This is a genomic window from Desulfomicrobium orale DSM 12838, from assembly GCF_001553625.1.
Classification (GTDB): Bacteria; Desulfobacterota; Desulfovibrionia; order Desulfovibrionales; family Desulfomicrobiaceae; genus Desulfomicrobium; species Desulfomicrobium orale.
In genome coordinates, this window is the sequence record NZ_CP014230.1 from 994,417 (window position 1) to 1,012,233 (window position 17,817).

Annotated in this window: 21 protein-coding genes; 4 read left to right on the forward strand and 17 right to left on the reverse strand. The window is 60.3% G+C overall.

Annotated elements, in window-relative coordinates:
- Positions 1-114: 114 nt before the first annotated feature.
- The 3 genes from modA to AXF15_RS04485 form a co-directional block, all read right to left on the reverse strand.
- Entirely contained in the window at positions 115-864 is a 750-nt protein-coding gene (gene modA, locus AXF15_RS04475; protein ID WP_066603859.1) for a molybdate ABC transporter substrate-binding protein, read from the reverse strand.
- 106 nt (positions 865-970) lie between these two features.
- Positions 971-1,708 carry a purine nucleoside phosphorylase YfiH/LACC1 family protein gene (locus tag AXF15_RS04480; protein ID WP_066603860.1) on the reverse strand — a complete coding sequence of 246 codons (738 nt, stop codon included), beginning with the start codon at positions 1,706-1,708 and terminating at the stop codon, positions 971-973.
- Positions 1,705-2,373 carry a 5-formyltetrahydrofolate cyclo-ligase gene (locus AXF15_RS04485; protein WP_066603862.1) on the reverse strand — a complete coding sequence of 223 codons (669 nt, stop codon included), beginning with the start codon at positions 2,371-2,373 and terminating at the stop codon, positions 1,705-1,707. Before AXF15_RS04485 ends, AXF15_RS04480 begins: the two co-directional genes overlap by 4 nt.
- Positions 2,374-2,453: 80 nt before the next feature.
- Here AXF15_RS04485 and AXF15_RS04490 point away from each other — a divergent pair, with 80 nt between their 5' ends.
- Genes AXF15_RS04490 through AXF15_RS04500 form a run of 3 tightly spaced genes read left to right on the forward strand, consistent with a single transcriptional unit; the run spans position 2,454 to position 5,313 of the window.
- Complete coding sequence (locus tag AXF15_RS04490) at positions 2,454-3,128, forward strand: metallophosphoesterase (protein ID WP_066603871.1); 675 nt, start codon at positions 2,454-2,456, stop codon at positions 3,126-3,128.
- On the forward strand, positions 3,125-3,898 hold the full coding sequence (locus AXF15_RS04495) for an exodeoxyribonuclease III (RefSeq protein ID WP_066603874.1): 774 nt from the start codon (positions 3,125-3,127) through the stop codon (positions 3,896-3,898). Before AXF15_RS04490 ends, AXF15_RS04495 begins: the two co-directional genes overlap by 4 nt.
- Positions 3,895-5,313, forward strand: coding sequence for an RtcB family protein (locus AXF15_RS04500; RefSeq protein ID WP_236884828.1), 1,419 nt, complete (start codon positions 3,895-3,897; stop codon positions 5,311-5,313). The genes AXF15_RS04495 and AXF15_RS04500 overlap by 4 nt, the downstream gene beginning before the upstream one ends.
- A 9-nt stretch (positions 5,314-5,322) precedes the next feature.
- On the opposite strand, the gene nadB is transcribed toward AXF15_RS04500, so the two are convergent.
- The 12 genes from nadB to AXF15_RS04560 all read right to left on the reverse strand — a co-directional run bounded on the left by nadB (position 5,323) and on the right by AXF15_RS04560 (position 15,782).
- Entirely contained in the window at positions 5,323-6,909 is a 1,587-nt protein-coding gene (nadB, locus tag AXF15_RS04505; RefSeq protein ID WP_066603876.1) for an L-aspartate oxidase, read from the reverse strand.
- 80 nt (positions 6,910-6,989) lie between these two features.
- Positions 6,990-8,003: a quinolinate synthase NadA gene (nadA, locus tag AXF15_RS04510; protein ID WP_066603879.1), complete on the reverse strand. Its 1,014-nt coding sequence runs from the start codon at positions 8,001-8,003 to the stop codon at positions 6,990-6,992.
- Positions 8,000-8,863 carry a carboxylating nicotinate-nucleotide diphosphorylase gene (gene nadC, locus AXF15_RS04515; protein WP_066603880.1) on the reverse strand — a complete coding sequence of 288 codons (864 nt, stop codon included), beginning with the start codon at positions 8,861-8,863 and terminating at the stop codon, positions 8,000-8,002. Before nadC ends, nadA begins: the two co-directional genes overlap by 4 nt.
- 36 nt (positions 8,864-8,899) lie before the next feature.
- Positions 8,900-9,268: a PilZ domain-containing protein gene (locus AXF15_RS04520; protein ID WP_066603882.1), complete on the reverse strand. Its 369-nt coding sequence runs from the start codon at positions 9,266-9,268 to the stop codon at positions 8,900-8,902.
- Positions 9,269-9,379: 111 nt separating this feature from the next.
- On the reverse strand, positions 9,380-10,120 hold the full coding sequence (locus tag AXF15_RS04525; protein WP_083517864.1) for a GntR family transcriptional regulator: 741 nt from the start codon (positions 10,118-10,120) through the stop codon (positions 9,380-9,382).
- A 114-nt stretch (positions 10,121-10,234) separates the two neighbouring features.
- A complete protein-coding gene (gene xsc / locus AXF15_RS04530) occupies positions 10,235-12,013 on the reverse strand; it encodes a sulfoacetaldehyde acetyltransferase (RefSeq protein WP_066603887.1) in 1,779 nt (592 codons plus the stop codon).
- A 589-nt stretch (positions 12,014-12,602) separates the two neighbouring features.
- The gene (hemC, locus tag AXF15_RS04535; protein ID WP_066603891.1) at positions 12,603-13,532 is read right to left on the reverse strand and encodes a hydroxymethylbilane synthase; all 930 of its coding nucleotides are present in this window, start codon (positions 13,530-13,532) and stop codon (positions 12,603-12,605) included.
- A 10-nt stretch (positions 13,533-13,542) separates the two neighbouring features.
- Complete coding sequence (locus AXF15_RS04540) at positions 13,543-13,785, reverse strand: FmdB family zinc ribbon protein (RefSeq protein WP_066603893.1); 243 nt, start codon at positions 13,783-13,785, stop codon at positions 13,543-13,545.
- Positions 13,786-13,797: 12 nt separating this feature from the next.
- A complete protein-coding gene (locus AXF15_RS04545; RefSeq protein WP_066608667.1) occupies positions 13,798-14,427 on the reverse strand; it encodes a D-sedoheptulose 7-phosphate isomerase in 630 nt (209 codons plus the stop codon).
- Positions 14,428-14,698: 271 nt separating this feature from the next.
- Positions 14,699-15,124: a DUF4079 family protein gene (locus AXF15_RS04550; protein ID WP_066603896.1), complete on the reverse strand. Its 426-nt coding sequence runs from the start codon at positions 15,122-15,124 to the stop codon at positions 14,699-14,701.
- Between the two features lie 53 nt (positions 15,125-15,177).
- Positions 15,178-15,483 carry a c-type cytochrome gene (locus tag AXF15_RS04555; RefSeq protein WP_066603897.1) on the reverse strand — a complete coding sequence of 102 codons (306 nt, stop codon included), beginning with the start codon at positions 15,481-15,483 and terminating at the stop codon, positions 15,178-15,180.
- A gap of 20 nt (positions 15,484-15,503) precedes the next feature.
- Positions 15,504-15,782, reverse strand: a complete 279-nt coding sequence (locus AXF15_RS04560) for a hypothetical protein (protein WP_066603899.1) — start codon at positions 15,780-15,782, stop codon at positions 15,504-15,506.
- Between the two features lie 284 nt (positions 15,783-16,066).
- Here AXF15_RS04560 and AXF15_RS04565 point away from each other — a divergent pair, with 284 nt between their 5' ends.
- Positions 16,067-16,633: a hypothetical protein gene (locus tag AXF15_RS04565; RefSeq protein WP_066603903.1), complete on the forward strand. Its 567-nt coding sequence runs from the start codon at positions 16,067-16,069 to the stop codon at positions 16,631-16,633.
- 142 nt (positions 16,634-16,775) lie between these two features.
- Here AXF15_RS04565 and AXF15_RS14335 read toward each other — a convergent pair whose 3' ends face one another.
- Positions 16,776-17,072 carry an exonuclease/endonuclease/phosphatase family protein gene (locus tag AXF15_RS14335; RefSeq protein ID WP_211259010.1) on the reverse strand — a complete coding sequence of 99 codons (297 nt, stop codon included), beginning with the start codon at positions 17,070-17,072 and terminating at the stop codon, positions 16,776-16,778.
- A gap of 82 nt (positions 17,073-17,154) precedes the next feature.
- Positions 17,155-17,808 (reverse strand): exonuclease/endonuclease/phosphatase family protein, encoded by a 654-nt coding sequence (locus AXF15_RS14340; protein ID WP_211259011.1) that lies wholly within the window; start codon positions 17,806-17,808, stop codon positions 17,155-17,157.
- Positions 17,809-17,817 lie beyond the last annotated feature (9 nt).

Below are 17,817 nucleotides of genomic sequence, written 5' to 3' on the forward strand. Positions count from 1 at the left end.
GTGCCCCGCACCCGTAATCTGCACCTCATCAGGAAAAGGAAAAGCCGCGGAAGAATCCGCGGCTTTTCGCATTTTTCATGACCGCCGAAATGTGCGGCCTTTGCCGACCCTGTCTTATGGGCGGGTGAATCCGTATTTGCTCAGGATGGCCTGTCCTTCAGGGCTTTGCACAAACTGGATGAAGGCCTGTCCGGCGTCCTGCCTGGAAGATTTCTGCAGCAGGGCAATGGGATAGGTGATGGGCTTATGCCCCGTCACGGTAGCCGCCACCCTGACCTTGTCCGCGCGCTGGGCCGCATCCGTGGCGTAGACCAGTCCGGCCTGGACTTCGCCGCGGGACACATAATCCAGAGCCTGGCGCACGCTTTCGGCCAGAACGAACTTGGGAGTGAGGGTCTCGTACAGACCGGCGGCGGTCAGGGCCGCCTTGGCGTAGCGCCCGGCCGGAACGGAATCGGGGTTGCCGATGGCGATGAGCTTGACCTCTTTTTGCTCCATGTCCTTGGGATCGGACAAGGGCAGGCCGTTTTCGGAGGGAACGATCAGGACCAGCGCGTTGCCGGCAAAATTTGTCCGGGATTTCGCGTCGATGAGGCTTGCCGCCTTGTCCATGGTTTCCTGGTCGGCCGAGGCGAAGACATCCACGGGCGCGCCCTGCTCCATCTGTTTGAGGAGGGCTCCCGAGGCCGCGAAATTGAAGACCAGGGTGGTGCCGGGGTTGGCCTTCTCGAAAGGCTCCTTCATTTCACCGAAGGCGTTGGTCAGGCTGGCCGCCGCCGAGACGACCAGATCCGCCGCGTGGAGGGGAAGGGCGAAGAGCAGAAGGGCTGCGAGCAGAGCGGCATGGATGGAAAAGCGTTTCATGAGGACCTCCTGATTATACGGGTTGCGAAGTCTTCCCTGTGATCCGGGAGAGCCTGTTTTGACAACATGGTCACGCATCCGTGAGAAATGGGGACAGACGCGGTTCTTATTCCTTCCAGATGACGCCTGTCTGGCGGCCCGTCACATGGTCCCGGCGATAGGAAAAGAACTGTCCGGACGAAGCCGTGCACAGGTCGATGGAGAAGATGTTCCGGGCCGGAATGCCCGCGCCCATGAGCTGGTTCCGGGTCAGGGTCCATAAATCCATGCGCCGGGTTTGCGGGTTGAAGCAGGAACGGAACGTGGGCGGCCATTCGGAGCTGAAATTGACGAACTCGCTTTTGCCCGGTCCCAGGCTCGGCCCGCGCACGGCCAGTACATGGGCCGGGTCCACTCCGTATCCGGCGCAGAAGCGCCGTACTGCGTTGCCCGGGAAATTGCCCGCGTTGCCGCGCCAGCCGCAGTGCAGGGCCGCCACATGGAGGCCGTCCTCGTCCGTCAGCAGGATGGCCTGACAGTCGGCCGTCTTGATGACCAGTCCGTGCCCGGATTGTCCGGTGCACAGCCCGTCTCCCTGCAGTACCGGCGCGCTGAAGAAATCATCCTCCAGGTTCATGTGCATGTCCTGTCCGTGGACCTGGACCAGCTCCTGCCAGGCCGCAAGACCCAGGGCGCGGCGCAGCTCTTCCCGGTTGGCGCGCACGGCTTCTTCGTCGTCGCCCACTTCCAGAGACATGTTGGCCTGGGCGAACCGGCCCTGACTTTTGCCGCCTCGGCGGGTGGTGAAAACGCAGCGCACGTTGTCCACGCCGGGAAACCGGAATTCCAGCAGTTCCAGGCTCATGAATCCTCCCTGAAATGGCGGGTGATGGAAAATTCCGGTGTGAGGACGATATCCGCCGGGCGGTCCCAGGGCTCCACGGGCAGCGCGTCCGTGATCTGAAAATCATAGGCCAGGCCGATGATCAGCACCGGCGCGTCCACAGAGGCCAGAAAGCGGTCATAGTAGCCGCCGCCGAATCCCAGGCGGAAACCCCGGCGGTCGAAGGCCAGAGCAGGAAGCAGAATGACATCCGGAGCGGATGGGCAGAAAGGCGTGTCCGGCCGGGGTTCCATCAGGCCGAACGCGCCGGGGGCGATGTCGGCACGGGAGCGGATCTGGTGGATATCCATGAGGCCGGGCTCGCCAGGGCGGCAGCGCGGGGCCAGAACAGAGCGGTTTTCCGCCGGCAGCCGGTCCAGAAGCGGCCAGGTATCCACCTCGCCTTTGGCGGACAGGTAGAGAAGGACGGACCGGGCCGCGCGGACTTCGGCCAGCTCCAGCAGCTTCTCCCTGATCCGGGCGCTGTCCGCTGCCGCCAGCTTTGCCGGATAGGTCTGGCGAAGCCGCAGGAAGCGTTCACGCAGAGCGGTTTTTCCGGGGCCTTGCATGAGTCCGTAGGCTCCTTTACTGATGATGTGCGGGGATTCATTTCCTTCCGGCAGAGCCAGGAAAGCTGTCCGGAACATGCCGCTCCGGTCCCCGGATTTCGAAGACATGAGCGGGAATGCCGCGCCGGTTTCGTAAACAACTTCAGGGTAGGTGGCAAATGAGCGACGCCAAAAGATTCTGGATAGCCTTCGGAGATATTCACCAGCGGGTCGCCGCCGTGGACCGCGTGGAAGATCTGGCTCAGGCCAGCGGCGTGCTGCTGAACGGGGATCTGACCAATATCGGCTCGCGCGAGGACGCGATTCATGTTCTGGATGCCGTGGCGCGCAAGAATCCGCGCATTTTCGCCCAGGTGGGCAACATGGACACGGCTCTGGTGGAGCGGGTGCTGACGGAGCGTGAAGTCAATGTCCACGCCCGCGTGACGGATCTTGGCGGCGGAGTCGGCCTTGCCGCCGTGGGCCGCTCCACGCCCACGCCCTTCGGCACGCCCTCGGAAGAGAGCGAGGAACAGATCTGCCAGTGGGTGCACGGGGTGCTCAAGGAGGCGGCGGGCTTTGCCCAGGTCATCCTCATGGTCCACACGCCGCCCAAAGGCGAAGTGGTGGACAGGCTTTTTTCCGGCGGCCATGTGGGCAGCCCCGGCATCCGCGCCCTTATCGAACGCTATCAGCCCGCCGTGGTGGTCACGGGGCACATTCACGAGGGCTTCGGCGAGGAGATGATCGGCCGTTCCCATGTGCTCAATCCGGGCAGCTTCGCCGACGGCGGCTATGTGCGCATCGAGGAGACCGCCGCTGGTCTGGCCGCCAGCCTGAGGAAGGTGGCGTGAGCATCCGGCTTTTTTCCTGGAATGTGAATGGGTTCCGGGCAGTGCTGGGCAAGGGTTTCGGCGACTGGCTCGCCGGAGCGGCTCCGGATGTGCTCGGTTTGCAGGAGGTGAAGGCGGAGGAAGGGCAGATCGGCGAGGCCCGGCATTTTCCGGGGTATGCCTGCGTCTGGAACGCCGCCAGAACCAAAAAGGGCTATTCCGGCACGGCCTGCTACACCCGTCATGAACCCCTGGCCGTACATCGCGGCCTGCCCGACGAGCGCTACCGGGGGGAAGGACGGGTCATCCGTCTGGAGTTCGAGCACTTCCATTTTTTCAACATCTATTTTCCCAACGGCCAGATGAGCCAGAACCGGCTGGACTTCAAGATGGGCTTTTACGACGCCTTCCTGGCCCACGCCGAGGATCTGCGCCGGAGCAAGCCCATCGTGGTCTGCGGGGATTTCAACACCGCCCACCGCGAGATCGACCTCAAAAATCCCAAGGCCAACGAAAACACTTCCGGCTTCCTGCCGGTGGAACGGGCCTGGATGGACCGCTTCATCGGACACGGCTACGTGGATACCTTCCGCCATTGCCGAGGCGACGTGACCGGAGCCTATTCCTGGTGGAGCTACAGGCACGGCGCTCGCTCGCGCAATGCCGGATGGCGCATCGACTATTTTTTCGTGTCCGAGGAACTGCGCCCTCTGATCACGGACGCCTGGATCGACGCCGATGTCCAGGGTTCCGACCACTGCCCGGTGGGTCTTGAACTGGACCTGCCGTGAAATCTTCCCGCCCATCCCGGAAAGGCGCTGAACCCCTGCTGAATCCGGCCGCTCTGGGCATTCCTTCAGGCCTTGAATCTGTGGCCCTGGCCTGCGCCCGGGAGCTGGCAGCGGAGGGCATGCCCGGCAAGGCTTTGCGGCGGCTGTTCGTCCGGCTTGTGGAGACTCCGGCCTTTTTTACCGATCATCCCGTTCTGGGCCGCCTGGCGGCCATGCTCCAGAGCCGGTCCGCGCCCGGCAGAAATTTTTCGGACCCCGTGCCGGAGCCGGGACATTCGGCGCCGTGGCGGGCCTTTGGCGAAGGACTGGACGCCGGGGCCCGGGAACAGATGAATCACGGCTGCTCGCTTCCCGTGGCAGTGGCCGGAGCCCTCATGCCCGACGCCCATATGGGTTACGGCCTGCCCATCGGCGGGGTGCTGGCCGTGGAAAACGCGGTCATTCCGTATGGTGTGGGCATGGACATTGCCTGCCGCATGAGGATGACCGTGTACGCCGAAGACCCCGGCATGCTTCATGTCCGGGCCGACGATCTGGCCGAGGCTCTGGAGCGGGAGACGCGCTTCGGCGTGGGTGCGGCCTTCCATCATCCCCGGAATCATCCGGTCATGACCGAGGACTGGGATTTTTCTCCCGTGACCCGGAAAATGAAGGACACGGCCTGGAAGCAGCTCGGCACCAGCGGGTCGGGCAATCATTTTGTGGAATGGGGCGTACTCGATGGACCCCGCGGGCTGGGAGAACTCGGGCCGGGCAGATATCTGGCGCTGCTCTCACACAGCGGCAGCCGGGGTGCGGGCGGGGAGGTGGCCAGGCATTATTCCGCCCTGGCGCGGGCCATGCGCCCCGGATTGCCGAAGGGTCTGGCCCATCTGGCCTGGCTCGGCCTGGATACGGATGAGGGCCGGGAGTACTGGGCCGCCATGCAGCTCATGGGTCGCTACAGCGCGGCCAACCACGCCCTCATTCACGCCGCCGTATCCGGCAGCCTTGGGCTTTGCGCGGCGTGGAGCGTGGAAAACCACCACAATTTCGCCTGGGAAGAGGTTCATGGCGGGCAGCGCGTCATCGTGCACCGCAAGGGCGCGACACCGGCCGGTGCGGGCGTTCTGGGCGTCATTCCGGGAACCATGATCCATCCGGCCTTCGTCGTGGAAGGGCTGGGCAATCCGCTGTCGCTGGAGTCCGCGGCCCACGGGGCCGGGCGGGCCATGAGCCGGCAGGAGGCCGCCCGGCGTTTCCGGCGCAGGGATATGGAAGAGGTTCTGCGCCGGGCCGGAGTACGCCTTCTTTCCGCCGGAGTGGACGAGGCGCCCATGGCCTACAAGGACATCCGCACCGTCATGGCCGCTCAGCGCGAGCTGGTCCGCATCCGGGGCACGTTCACTCCGCGTATTGTGAAAATGGCGGGATAGGGACCGGGGTCAGTCCTTGCGGAAGTGGCAGCCCCGGCTGTTTTTGTTGCGCAGGGCCGATGTGGTCACGATGTACGCCGTCTGGCAGCCGTGAAAGAGATCCACGGATTCCTTGCAGATGCGGATGGCCTTGTAAAAGGAGTGGAGCCTTTTGTTCAGATTGCGGAGATCCTCGAAGGCCCGTTCCAGACGCGGGGTGGTACGCACGATGCCCATGTAATTCCACATGGTGCTGCGGATGGTGTTCCAGTCCTGATGGATGAGGGCGGGGTCTTCGGTCTGGGTCTTTCCCGAGGTGACCCAGGCAGGCATGGAATCCTGCAGGCGCCGGGAAAGGCCGCACGACGCTTCGTCGTACCGCCCGGCGATGTCCTCGGCCGCGCTCATCCCCCACAGCAGTCCTTCGAGAAGAGATGTCGAGGCCAGACGGTTGGCTCCGTGCACGCCGGTGCACGCGACTTCTCCAGCCGCGTACAGCCCGTCCAGAGTGGTCCGTCCCCGTCTGTCCACCAGCACGCCGCCGCAGGAATAGTGCGCCGCCGGAACCACCGGAATGGGCTCTTTCGTCATGTCGACCCCGATTTCCATGCATTTGGCGTAGATGGTCGGAAAGCGCTTGCGCAGGTCTTGATCCGTGTAGTTGGCCGCGTCCAGAAATACGCAGTCCTCGCCGGTCGTGAGCATCTCGTCCACAATGGCTCTGGCCACGATATCACGCGGAGCCAGCTCCAGCCGGTCGTCGTAGCGGGTCATGAAGCGTTCGCCTCTGGTGTTCAGGAGTCTTGCCCCTTCGCCGCGAACCGCCTCGGAGATGAGAAACTTGCGGTCGGCGCGGTGGAACAGTGAGGTGGGATGGAACTGGATGTACTCCAGATTCATGACCGTGGCTCCGGCGCGGTGAGCCATGGCCAGGCCGGAGCCGATGGAGGCCGAGGAGTTGGTCGTGTGCAGGAAAATCTGACCCAGCCCGCCGGTGCACAGAATGGTGAAATCCGCCATGATGATGTCGGATTCGCCCGTTTCCGCGTTGAAGACGTAGGCTCCCACGCACTGGTTGCTGAGCTGGTAGCGGAACTCCAGCCGGGTGGACTGGTGCCGGGTGGCCAAAAGGTCGATGGCCGTGCGGTTGTACAGAATACGGATATTGTCGTGTTCCTGCACCGCGCGGCCCAGGCTGTCCTGAATGGCGCGGCCCGTGTAGTCGGCGCAGGCCAGGATGCGGTGCACGGAATGGCCGCCCTCCCTGGTCAGAAAGCAGTCGCCGTTTGCCGTGCGTTCGAAGGGAACGCCGACCCGCTCGAAGAGTATCCGTTCCACGGCTTTCGGGCCGTCTTCGCACAGATAGCGCACCGCCTCGGCATAATTGTATTCGGCTCCCGCGACGGTGATGTCCCTGGCCAGAAGTTCCGGGCTGTCGTTCGGGCCGGTATAGATGATGCCCCCCTGGGCCAGGGCCGTGTTGCCGCTGTCCAGAGCCGGACCGGAACTGATCAGAGTCACCTCGTGTCCCCGGTCGGCCAGACACAGGGCAGCGGTGCATCCGGCGATGCCGGAGCCGATGATGAGAACTTCGGTTTTCAGGCGGGAATAGGGCATGGCGGTTTCCCTGTGCAGAGGAGCATGTTGCGCGGGTTCCGGTCCCGCGTTTCGGTTTGGAAGCCGTTTTCCGTTCCGGCTTACCGGCAGATGCGCAGCATGCGGTCCAGAGCCAGCCGGGCCGGTTCCGCGATGCTTTCGTCAACGCGGACGGGAGGCATCCGGTCCAGATTTTTCAGGAGGCGCAGCAGTTTTTCTTCCGTCACTTTGCCCATATTGGAACACAGGACGTCGCGTAGGGGGCGGATGGTCTTTCCGGGGTGCATGGCCTGCAGGCGGTTCACCAGATTCCATTCCGTGCCGATAAACAGAGTGCTCCCGTCGGGGGCGGCTTCGGTTTCCCGGATGAGAAATGTCGTGGAGCCCGCGCCATCCGCCATGTTCACCACCTCCGGATTGCATTCCGGATGCACCAGAATCCGGGCTTCGGGGTGCTCCCGGCGGATTTTTCCGATCCGCTCCGGATGGAATTTGGCGTGAATGGCGCACAGGCCGGGCCACAGGTACAGGCTGCGCGAAGGCTCGGCCGGGCGGACTTTCCGGCCTTTGTCGCGCACATCCAGACGCATGATCCGGGATTCGTCCAGCCCCAGAATATTGGCCGTATTTTTGCCGAGATTGGCGTCGGGCAGAAAGAGTACGCCGTCGCCCTGATCCAGAGCCCAACGCAGCATGACCGGCGCGTTGGCCGAGGTGCATACGCTGCCGCCATGCCGTCCGCACAGGGCTTTCACCGCGGCGGAGGAATTGACGTAGGTCAGCGGGATGATCCGCGCACCGTTCGCGGTCAGGCGGCGGAGCACCTCTTCCGCCAGAGGGGCCGGGGCCATTTCGGCCATGACGCAGCTGGCCGTGACATCCGGGGTGTGCACCTCCTGCCCGTCCAGAGCCAGAATGGCCGCTGTTTCGGCCATGAAATGCACGCCGCAGAAAACGATATACTTGGCCTCCAGTCCGTCGATACGCCGGGCCAGTTCCAGGGAATCACCCAGAATGTCGGCGTGGCGGACAATGGAATCGTTCTGGTAGTGATGGGCGAGAATGCGGAGTCTGTCTCCCAGTCCGGCCCTGATGCGGGCGAGTTCGTCTTTCATGTCCGCTCCTGATGGAGGCGCATGGAGAAGTCCGCTGTGGCGGCGGAATGGGTGATGGCTCCGGCGGAAATATAAGTGGGCCCCAGGGCGGCCAGTTCTCCCACCGTGTCCAGCGTCACGTTGCCGCTGATTTCCGATTCGATATGCGCCGGAATGAGGGCCAGAGCCCGGGCGGCCGTGGGCAGGTCCATGTTGTCGAGCATGATGCGCTGCGGCGAGAGGCTCACGGCTTCGCGCACATGATCGAGGGTCCGGCACTCGATTTCCAGCGGCGGGCAGGGATCGTATGCCCGCCGCAGGGCTTCCACGGCCAGAGTGATGGAGCCCGCCTGATCGATATGATTGTCCTTGAGCATGAGCATGTCTTCGAGATTCAGACGGTGATTGTGTCCACCGCCCGTGCGTACGGCGTATTTCTCCAGATACCGCTGCCCCGGCGTGGTCTTGCGGGTATCCAGAATGCGTACGCCCGTGCCTTCGATGGCCCGGGCAAAGCGCCGGGCGGTATTGGCCACGCCCGACAGGTGGCCGATGAAATTCATGATCACCCGCTCGGCCTTAAGCAGAACCCGTGCCGGGGCGCTGATCCGGGCCGCTTTCTGCCAGCGGACGAGGACGTCTCCGTCCGCCGCAAGCAGGCTTATCCGGTATTCGGTACAGTGCATGCGGTCCAATACGATGGCGATGAGGGGCAGACCGGCCACGATGGTGTCTTCTTTGGCCACAATCACCGCGTGCAGCAGTGAGTCCGGGGGAAACAGCGCATCGGAGGTGAGGTCGCGCCCGTCCTCCTCCAGTGCGAGATCGACGAGCCGGTGCAGCATATCAAGCCGCTCGGCGTTGAAAAATGAAGTGAACATGGATCCGCCGTGTGTATCCTCATCCGCTGAGGCGTGTCAGGCGCAGCAGTAAACCGTGTCGAAGTATGCCGGAGAGAAAAAATTCCGGAAGGGAATGATCGTTTCGAATTCGAGCCCGAAGGAGTAGGTCCCCATACAGGATGTCGGATCGACCTGTTCCCAGCGCACCGTGCCATACATGCTGGATATTCCTTCCATCCCGGCTATGCTGGACTCTGGCAGGAGCAGGGTGATTTCATCAGCGGGCCAGAACAGATAATCCGACTCGATAAGGGCTCCCGTACGGCTCACATTGATGATGCGGGCCGTGCGGGGCGACTGAAGTACCCTGTTGCGGGAGATGATCTGGCAGGGTTGCAGACAGGCGTAGCGTATCCACTTTCTGCCGGGCCTTTCGTGTTTCATGGAAACTTCCTGACACCTATCTTTCATGATTCATTGGCTACGGTTACGAAGCCGGATAAACCCGATCACGAAAAAAGAAAAGCCTCTGGACCAGCCGCATGCCGGACGACGCTACTCACGATATATATAGCTGCCAATATCGCAGTTGAATCTGTATTTGTCTCCTCTGTATATGGAGTGTGTGAACTCAACAGCCCTTCCATTGTCGCTATATACAGTCCCTTCAGCCCAGATGCATGCGCACGTAGCGTCTATTTTGAGGGCTTTTTGTTCGTGCTCAGCAGGGATTACGGCCCCGAGTTCCTGTCTTGAGCGCATCAGATTCATTCCATATTCCTCTCTGATCAGTTTATATATCATATTGTTTGTATTTTTTTTCAGTATATCCGGAAAAAGTTCTTCCGGTAAATAGCATCTTTCCAGGACAAGGGGCATGTCATTCGCAAGCATCAGTCTTTTCAGATAGACTATCTGGCTCCCGACATTTACTTCGAGCTTTTCAGATATGTATTCATCAGCCTCTTTTATTACTGCTATCAATGTTTTATACCTTGGAGTAAGTCCTGCTTTGACAATATCTTCATAGTATGAGGATATTTCTTTGAGTGATCTGGTGAGTACAGGAGTTTTTTCCGAGAGAAGAAATGTCCCTTTTCCGCGAATACGGATGAGCATATGATTGCTTACAAGCAAATCAATCGCCTGCCTGACGGTCATTCTGTGGACATTGAATTTTTTGGCAATGTCTATTTCATTTGGAATTTTGTCTCCAGGGAGAAATTTTTTATTCTTTATTTGGCCTGAGAGCCAATTGTAAATCATTATGTATTTTGATTCGCGTTTTGTATTCATGATGCGCTAATTTCTGGAATCTGCCTTTACTGTTTTTTTACGGTTGCCGGATTTTAAAACGAAACACCCCCGAAAGCGGGCTTCCGGGGGTGTTTGATGATGATAACGGGGGAACTAGCCCTTCTGAGGACGCATGTCTTCTTTCTTGATTCCAGCAACGACGACGGGCTTCTTCATGGCGTCGCGGCGGAAAGGCTCGCCCAGTTCCTGGTTCAGGATGACTTCGATGAAGGTGGTCTTCTTGTTCTCCATCTGGTCTTTCACCGCCTGGGTCAGGGCCTCGCTCAGAGCTTCAGGAGTTTTCACCTGCACGCCCTTCATGCCGCAGGCTTCGGCGATCTTGGCGTAGCTCACATCGCGATCCTGCTCGGTGCCGACAAAGTTGTCATCGAACCACAGAGTGGAGTTACGCTTTTCCGCGCCCCACTGGTAGTTGCGGAAGATGACCATGGTGATGGCCGGCCACCAGTCGCGTCCGCAGGTGGTCATTTCGTTCATGGAAATGCCGTAAGCTCCGTCGCCGGCAAAACCGATGACCGGAACGTCGGGGCAGGCAATCTTGGCGCCGAGGATGGCGGGGAAGCCGTATCCGCAGGGGCCGAACAGGCCGGGGGCCAGATATTTGCGGCCTTCCTCGAAGGTCGGGTAGGCGTTGCCGATGGCGCAGTTGTTACCGATGTCGGAAGAGGTGATGGCGCCCTTGGGCATGACCTTCATGATGGCGCGCCAAGCCATACGCACGGACATGAGGTTGGGGTCCTTCTTGCGGGCACGTTCGTTCCACGTGGTGCCCGGATCGTCGGCTTCGTGATCCATGGTCTCCAGTTCCTTGGCCCAGCGTTCCTTGGCGTCCTTGGCCAGAGCCTCGCGCTCCTTGCGGCCCGCATCGCCGGCGGTTTTATCCAGCGCGTTCAGGATGCCCATGGCGACCTTGCCCGCGTCGCCCTGAATACCGACGGTCACAGCCTTGGTCAGGCCGATGCGGTCGGCGTTAATGTCCACCTGGATGATCTTGGCGGTTTTAGGCCAGTAGTCGAAGCCGCCGTAGCTGGGCAGGGTGGAGAAGGGGTTCAGGCGGGTGCCCAGGCAGAGCACCACGTCAGCCTTGGAGACGATTTCCATGGCAGCCTTGGAGCCGTTGTAGCCCAGCGGGCCCATGGACAGCGGATGGGAACCGGGGAAGGCGTCGTTGTGCTGGTAGTTGCAGCAGACAGGGGCGCTCAGGCGTTCGGCCAGCTTTTTGGAAGCCTCGATGGCATTGCCCAGAATGACGCCCGCGCCGTTCAGGATGACCGGGAACTTGGCGGCGGAGAGCAGCTTGGCCGCTTCAGCGATGGCTTCGGCACCGCCGGCGGGACGCTCGAAGCGTACGATCTGGGGCAGTTCGATGTCCACGACCTGGGTGAACATGTCGCGGGGAATGTTGATCTGGGCCGGAGCGGAGCAACGGCGGGCCTGTTCGATGACACGGTTCAGAACTTCAGCCACGCGGGAAGGATCGCGCACTTCTTCCTGATAGCAGACCATATCCTTGAAGGCGGCCATCTGCTCGATTTCCTGGAATCCGCCCTGGCCGATGGTCTTGTTGGCGGCCTGCGGGGTCACCAGAAGCAAGGGGGTGTGGTTCCAGTAGGCGGTTTTGACCGGAGTGACAAAGTTGGTGATACCGGGGCCGTTCTGGGCGACAATCATGGACATTTTGCCGGAGGCGCGGGTGAAGCCGTCAGCCATCATGCCTGCGTTGCCTTCGTGGGCGACATCCCAGAAGGTGATACCGGCTTTCGGAAAGAGATCCGAAATCGGCATGAACGCGGAGCCGATAATGCCGAAGGCATGTTCGATGCCCTGCATCTGCAAAACTTTCACAAATGCTTCTTCTGTGGTCATTTTCATTGGAGAACCTCCTTTCTTGGCCTCGTTGAAGGTTGTTGCCGCCGACGGGTGGCATATTCGATATCCGGGGGATGGCTCGGAACCATTCCCTGACGAGGCGGTCGAGCCATTTTCTTCCCTGCCCTTTGAACTGAGTGTATTACTAGCCTATCTCGCGGGCAATGACTAGACCTGATTGTGATAAATTTCATGGGAGGACTGTTCTCCTCTGATAATCCATTATTTTTTAGTGGGTTACCCGGGCCTATGGCTCATTGGAATAAAAGATGAGAATGGAGGCGGGATTATATTGTCGAAAAGAAGGCACGGGCGCACCGGTCATAGAGCATGGCAACCCTGCGCCAGCCCTCGGTCCCGCCGGGCACGATTATTTGTCCCGATGCTTGTAAAAATGCTGATCAGAAAAGGTGGGCTGTTTTCGGCTCGTTATGATGACTTTCAGATCATCGACGCGTGCGATGCCATGTAAAAGAGGGAAAAAGGTATGATGCGCTCAACTCGCCGGCAGAAAGAGAAAAGTAGGTTTGTTGCATCCTCGAGACTTTGGCGCACCACAACTTTTTTGCTTCCTTTATAACGAGGCCTGAGGCTAGGGGCAGACCGGGTATACTTGCGCCAGAATTTCCCGGCCTCCGGCGGCAAGCACTTCCTGGGCCACGGCGGCACCCAGTTCAGCCGGACTGCCGGCCGGTCCACTGCCCTGTTTGCGGATGATCCGCTCGCCGCACAGATCGCCGACCAGGCCGGTCAGGTGGATGATGTCATCCGAAAGCTCCGCGAAACCAGCAATGGGTACCTGACATCCGCCATCCAGGGCGAACAGGAAGGCGCGTTCGGCCGCCACGCAAATCCGCGACGGAGCGTGGTCCAGAAAACCCAACAGGTCGTCCAGATCCGGGCGGTCTTCCCGGTATTCGATTCCCAGCGCGCCCTGCGCCACCGCCGGATAAAATTCCGGAGGGGTCAGTTCGGCCATGTACGGCGCGGTCAGTCCCAGACGCCTCAATCCGGCCATGGCTACGATGATGGCGTCAAATTCGCCGCGCATGAGCTTGTCCACCCGCGTATCCAGATTGCCCCGCAGAGACTCGATCCGCGCATCACGGCGCAGAGCCGCAAACTGCGTCTGGCGGCGCAGGCTGCTCGTGCCGACCTTTGCTCCGGCGGGCAGAGCCGCGATATTTTCGTACCGTGCGCTCAGAAAACAGTCCGCAGGCGTCTCGCGTTCCGGGATGATCCCGAGCTTCAGTCCGGCGGGCAGCTGGGCGGGCACATCTTTCATGGAATGCACCGCAATGTCCGCCTCACCGGCCAGAAGGGCCTCCTCGATTTCCTTCACGAAAAGCCCCTTGCCGCCGATTCTGGCCAGGGGCACGTCTAGAATCTTGTCGCCCTTGGTCTTGATGATGCACAGCTCCACATCCAGGCCGGGGTGGGCCGCACGGAGCAGAGCGGAGATATGATCGGCCTGCCACAGAGCCAGCTTGCTGCCACGAGTGGCGATACGCATGGTCTTCATGGGCCCTTTCCTAGCCGCAGGTGGAGCAGCTGCCGCCGGAGCAGCCCCGGCATCCGCCCTGACCACGGGTGGTGATGGCGCTGGCGCTGGGTGAGCCCGAGACAATGGGGCCTCCAGTCCGGAACACCCCGCGGGACATGAGTTTGGTCGTGTTCGCACTGCCGCAGGCCGGGCAGGCGGGGTCGCTTCCGTCCAGAACGACTTCCTCGAACTCCTTGTCGCAGGAATTACAGACGTATTCGAAGATGGGCATGATGTCTCCTTGTCAGACCGTCTCGGGCGTGTCTCCCGCAAAGGGTTCGAGTTCGGTCACGGCTTCAAAAAGATAATGGTCTACCAGCCAGCACAGCATGTGCCCGATGGCGGAATGAATTTCCTGCACGAGAGGTGTGCTGCTCTCCGGCACGACCAGAGAATACCGGCAATGTGCGGTCATGAAACCGCCGTTTCCTCCGCCCAGTCCTACAGTGATCAGCCCTATCTCCCGCGCCACGCGCAGGGCTTCGCACACGTTCGCACTGTTGCCTGAAGTGGAAATGCCGACCAGTACATCACCCGGACGGCCCAGAGCCTGCACCTGCTTGCTGAAAATCTGCTCGAACGCGTAGTCGTTGCCAATGGCCGTCATTGCCGACGAGTCCGTGGTCAGGGCGATGGCCGGCAGTGGCGGGCGCTCCATCAGGAAGCGGTTGACCAGCTCCGCCGCGAAATGCTGGGCATCGGCCGCGCTGCCTCCATTGCCGCAAAAAAGAATCTTGCCGCCGTCCATCAGGCTCCGGGCCATGATTCTGGCTGTTTCGGCAACGAGTCCGGCATTCTCCGCGAAAAAGCTTTCGCGCAGTCTGGCGCCTGCGTGGGCATGGTTCATGATTATCTGCTGAACTTTGTCCGTCATCCGCATCGTTGCACCTTGATTGGAGCGACATTGTCCGGGCTTGGCGCACAACGAAAATCCGCCGGCTGGCTCCGTATGCCGACTCCGCAGCGGGCCGCATAAAAAGCCTGCCTCACCGGAGTATCTGGCTGTGTAAGTTTCCATTCCTCCTTTGGCAAGGCATTCTTCCCCCACGGGAAGGCAGACGTCGCGCCCATAGAACGCGAAACGGGCGCTCATCTTCAGGATAAGCACCCGCATGTAAACGTCGATGGAGCATGCCGGAATACGGTCATGGCAGCATGAAGTCGCGAATGACCATGGCGCCGGTCACGGCCTCGATCAGCGCCAGCACCACGGCCAAAGCGTTGAACCCGGCATGGACCAGAGGGAGATACATCCGTTGTTTTTTGTTGCGGTCCATGATGGCTCCGGTGATGTACCCGCCGGCGATACAGGGCATCATGGCCTGTCCGGCCCAGTAGTGCGAGCCCGTGATGCCGTTGTCGCCCCACTGGGAACTGACCGCGTACTGTCCCAGAACGAGTCCGCACATCCACAGGATATGCGCGTACTTGCCGTATATGACATGCTGTTTCCAGGCGAACGGACCTTTTTGCCCGAGATGATTCGCCCGGAAACGAATCCAGCCCAGATGCAGAGCGTAAAGAGCCAGACCCGTGGCCACAAGTTGCAGCAGAGGATGAATCCAGAGCATAACGCCTCCCCGACAAGCGGCGGACGCATGTCGCGTCCGCCATACAATTTCGATCAGAAGGATGCCGAGTGTACGATCAGGGCCTCAACCTCTTCATCGGAAAAGGGTTTCATGGCCCGCTCCATGACCGTCTTTTTCACTCCACCGTAAGTCCCGGCCTTGTAGCCGACCAGAGCGGTCCTGATTTCCTCTTCCGACATGTCCTTGACGGACTTCGTCATGCCCGATGCCAGCTTGGCTCCGTCCGCACCATGACAGCCTTTGCACGATTTGGCGTACAGGGCGGCACCATCCGCGCCCGCAACGGCCATGGAAACAAATATGAAAATGCCCAGTAACGATCCCAAGAGATATTTCATTTCATCATCCTCCAGCGGTGCTACTTGGCGCACACCATGTTCCGGTTGGCTTCGACGGCCAGAAAGGCCCCCATCGCGTCAACTTCCCCGGCAGTCAGCAGATCTTTCTGGTAGTCCACCATCCGCTGCACCGAGTCCTTCCACCACTTGACGTCATTGCTTTTCACCACGCAGACTTTTTCCATGTCATGACAGCTCAGACAGCGGTCTGCGATCAGGACCTTCATATCTTCTCCAGCCATGGCCGTTCCAAACAGCAGACAGGCCGGGAGAAGCACCGCCAGTGCGTATTTTCCCATAAGTAGAACCTCCGTATAGAATTTACAGGCGGAACTCCTCTAGCCAAGTCTCGGGGAAAATCAACGGTCCCGGGAGGGAAGACGGCGGCCAGAAATCGTTGGTCCGAATTATTCCCGCCAATCCTGAAATTACCCACGGAGCTGAAGCGCAATCCCATACTCCATGCTTCTTCAGGGTCACTCCGCGTGTTCTGCGCGGAACACAGAAAATTTGGCCGCCATGCCGGTAATCGGCGCGGACACAGGCTTGCATCTTGATTCGGAATCTGCTTGAAGCACTCCTTATGGGAAGCACCTACTCCAACATCACCCTTAAGGGCCCTGAAGCACGGGATATTTTACAGGAACTCGGCAATCAGGGCCGATCAGCCTTTGTCTCGCCCACCGAAGACGGCCTGACCACCGTCTATGAGATGGACAGTGACGAAAGCGGAGAGAACGTCCTTACCTGCCTTGCCGAGGATCTGTCCGGCTGTTTCGGCTGTCCGGCTCTGGCTGTACAGGTCGTGGACGACGACGTCTTCAGGTACTGGCTGTATGTGGACGGCGAGCTGTCCGACTCCTACAGGTCGCCGTCGGTATCAGGGCAGTCGGAAGAGGGTGAAATACGCGGCGGCAATCCGGAGACGCTCATCCAGCACTTCAACCTCGACGCCTCTGCTGAAGAAGTGGCCGACGTCCTGCACTGTTGCGACCAGGACTGCGGTTTTTCCCTGCCCACAGACCGTCACCTGAGCCTGGCGGAACTGCTCGAATTGCCGTTGTGTTCGGTTGGTTTCGGATTTTGCGATCTGGATTCCGGCGAATATCCGGAAGAGCTGGAAGACGATCTGCTCCGCATTGACGGCTGATTTTTCGCTCCCGTCGCACATCCGTATCAACCTTTTGGCCCCGCAACAGCTCCAAATCTGATCAGCTCGTCATGTTGTCCATTTGACAATTCCATTCCTCTGTCAGGGTACCATCTGCCGCATGGACAGGGGCTTCCATGCACTACACCAGCGAGTTCAGGTAGGCGTCGCTGTCGTCAATGCCCAGCTCAATCCACATGGGCAGGTGGTCGCTCATGCGGTAGGTGCGCCAATCCTGAAAGCTGCGGCCGGGTTTTTCAGCCCGGTCAGCGGCGTAGGCTGATTCATCGTCCAGTCTATAGACATGCTCGAAGAAGTCGAACACGCCTGCGCGGCCAGTGGGCCTCAAACGAGCCAGGCGTTTGTAGTAGGCAATCTGATCGTAGTGTTTGTTTTTGGGGACATTCGATCCGGGGATGCTGTTCAATTCTTCGGGCACGATGAACCCAGCCTTTGTGATGGCCTCCAGCGTCACGTCTTTACGGTTAAAGATATTGAAATCGCCGAGCAGGATGAGATTGTCAGGCGGTGGCGGCGAACCGGGCTTGTACTGTGGCGCGCCGCTTGGCGGCGTTTTTGGCAATTGTCTGGCTGAAAGCCGTGATTTCGGACAGTCGGCGCGGGTCCACAGCCACGCCTTTGCCGTAGTAGATATGAACTGTGGCCAGAGTCAGGTAGGCCCATCCCGGCCGAAATCCCGCGATATAGGGCGAGCGTGCCAGCTGCACGGGCTCTTCCGGCGCATCTTGATCTTTGGGCAACACCAGCTCGGCAGCCAAGCCGGTAAAGGTGACTTTTCTGCGGTCATACAGGTACGCCATGCGTTCGGCATTGCCGGATATTCCCAGCGTCACGTCGGTCACGAGGAAATCCCAGTCACTCCCCAACAGTTGGCAGAGCCTCTGCAAGGGATACAGACCGTCGCGCACCTCCTGGATGGCGATGAGATCGAAGCGATTCAGAATTTCGGCAAGGTAGTAAGGCTCTTCTTCGCGATAGCCGTATTTGCCGGAGTCGAATTCCCGGATGTTCCAGGTGGCCAGCAGCGGCGTATCGCTTGCCGTTCGGGTGGGAAGCTCCTGGGCAAGCGCCAGCCGGAGACGCTGCAAACCCTCAATGGTCCGTCTGCGTACCGCGGCATCCTTGATTTGCTTCAATCCGGCGTAATACGTCATGTCCTTGCC

Coding starts and splice junctions, on each gene's coding strand:
- nadB (WP_066603876.1), bottom strand. CDS start 6,909: ATGCCCTATTCCCGCCTGAAAACCGAAGTTCTCATCATCGGCTCCGGC.
- AXF15_RS04545 (WP_066608667.1), bottom strand. CDS start 14,427: ATGACGGACAAAGTTCAGCAGATAATCATGAACCATGCCCACGCAGGC.
- AXF15_RS04480 (WP_066603860.1), bottom strand. CDS start 1,708: ATGAGCCTGGAACTGCTGGAATTCCGGTTTCCCGGCGTGGACAACGTG.
- nadC (WP_066603880.1), bottom strand. CDS start 8,863: ATGTTCACTTCATTTTTCAACGCCGAGCGGCTTGATATGCTGCACCGG.
- AXF15_RS04525 (WP_083517864.1), bottom strand. CDS start 10,120: ATGAATACAAAACGCGAATCAAAATACATAATGATTTACAATTGGCTC.
- AXF15_RS04565 (WP_066603903.1), top strand. CDS start 16,067: ATGGGAAGCACCTACTCCAACATCACCCTTAAGGGCCCTGAAGCACGG.
- modA (WP_066603859.1), bottom strand. CDS start 864: ATGAAACGCTTTTCCATCCATGCCGCTCTGCTCGCAGCCCTTCTGCTC.
- xsc (WP_066603887.1), bottom strand. CDS start 12,013: ATGAAAATGACCACAGAAGAAGCATTTGTGAAAGTTTTGCAGATGCAG.
- AXF15_RS04540 (WP_066603893.1), bottom strand. CDS start 13,785: ATGCCCATCTTCGAATACGTCTGTAATTCCTGCGACAAGGAGTTCGAG.
- hemC (WP_066603891.1), bottom strand. CDS start 13,532: ATGAAGACCATGCGTATCGCCACTCGTGGCAGCAAGCTGGCTCTGTGG.
- AXF15_RS04555 (WP_066603897.1), bottom strand. CDS start 15,483: ATGAAATATCTCTTGGGATCGTTACTGGGCATTTTCATATTTGTTTCC.
- AXF15_RS04520 (WP_066603882.1), bottom strand. CDS start 9,268: ATGAAACACGAAAGGCCCGGCAGAAAGTGGATACGCTACGCCTGTCTG.
- AXF15_RS04490 (WP_066603871.1), top strand. CDS start 2,454: ATGAGCGACGCCAAAAGATTCTGGATAGCCTTCGGAGATATTCACCAG.
- AXF15_RS04550 (WP_066603896.1), bottom strand. CDS start 15,124: ATGCTCTGGATTCATCCTCTGCTGCAACTTGTGGCCACGGGTCTGGCT.
- AXF15_RS04560 (WP_066603899.1), bottom strand. CDS start 15,782: ATGGGAAAATACGCACTGGCGGTGCTTCTCCCGGCCTGTCTGCTGTTT.
- AXF15_RS04485 (WP_066603862.1), bottom strand. CDS start 2,373: ATGTTCCGGACAGCTTTCCTGGCTCTGCCGGAAGGAAATGAATCCCCG.
- nadA (WP_066603879.1), bottom strand. CDS start 8,003: ATGAAAGACGAACTCGCCCGCATCAGGGCCGGACTGGGAGACAGACTC.
- AXF15_RS14340 (WP_211259011.1), bottom strand. CDS start 17,808: ATGACGTATTACGCCGGATTGAAGCAAATCAAGGATGCCGCGGTACGC.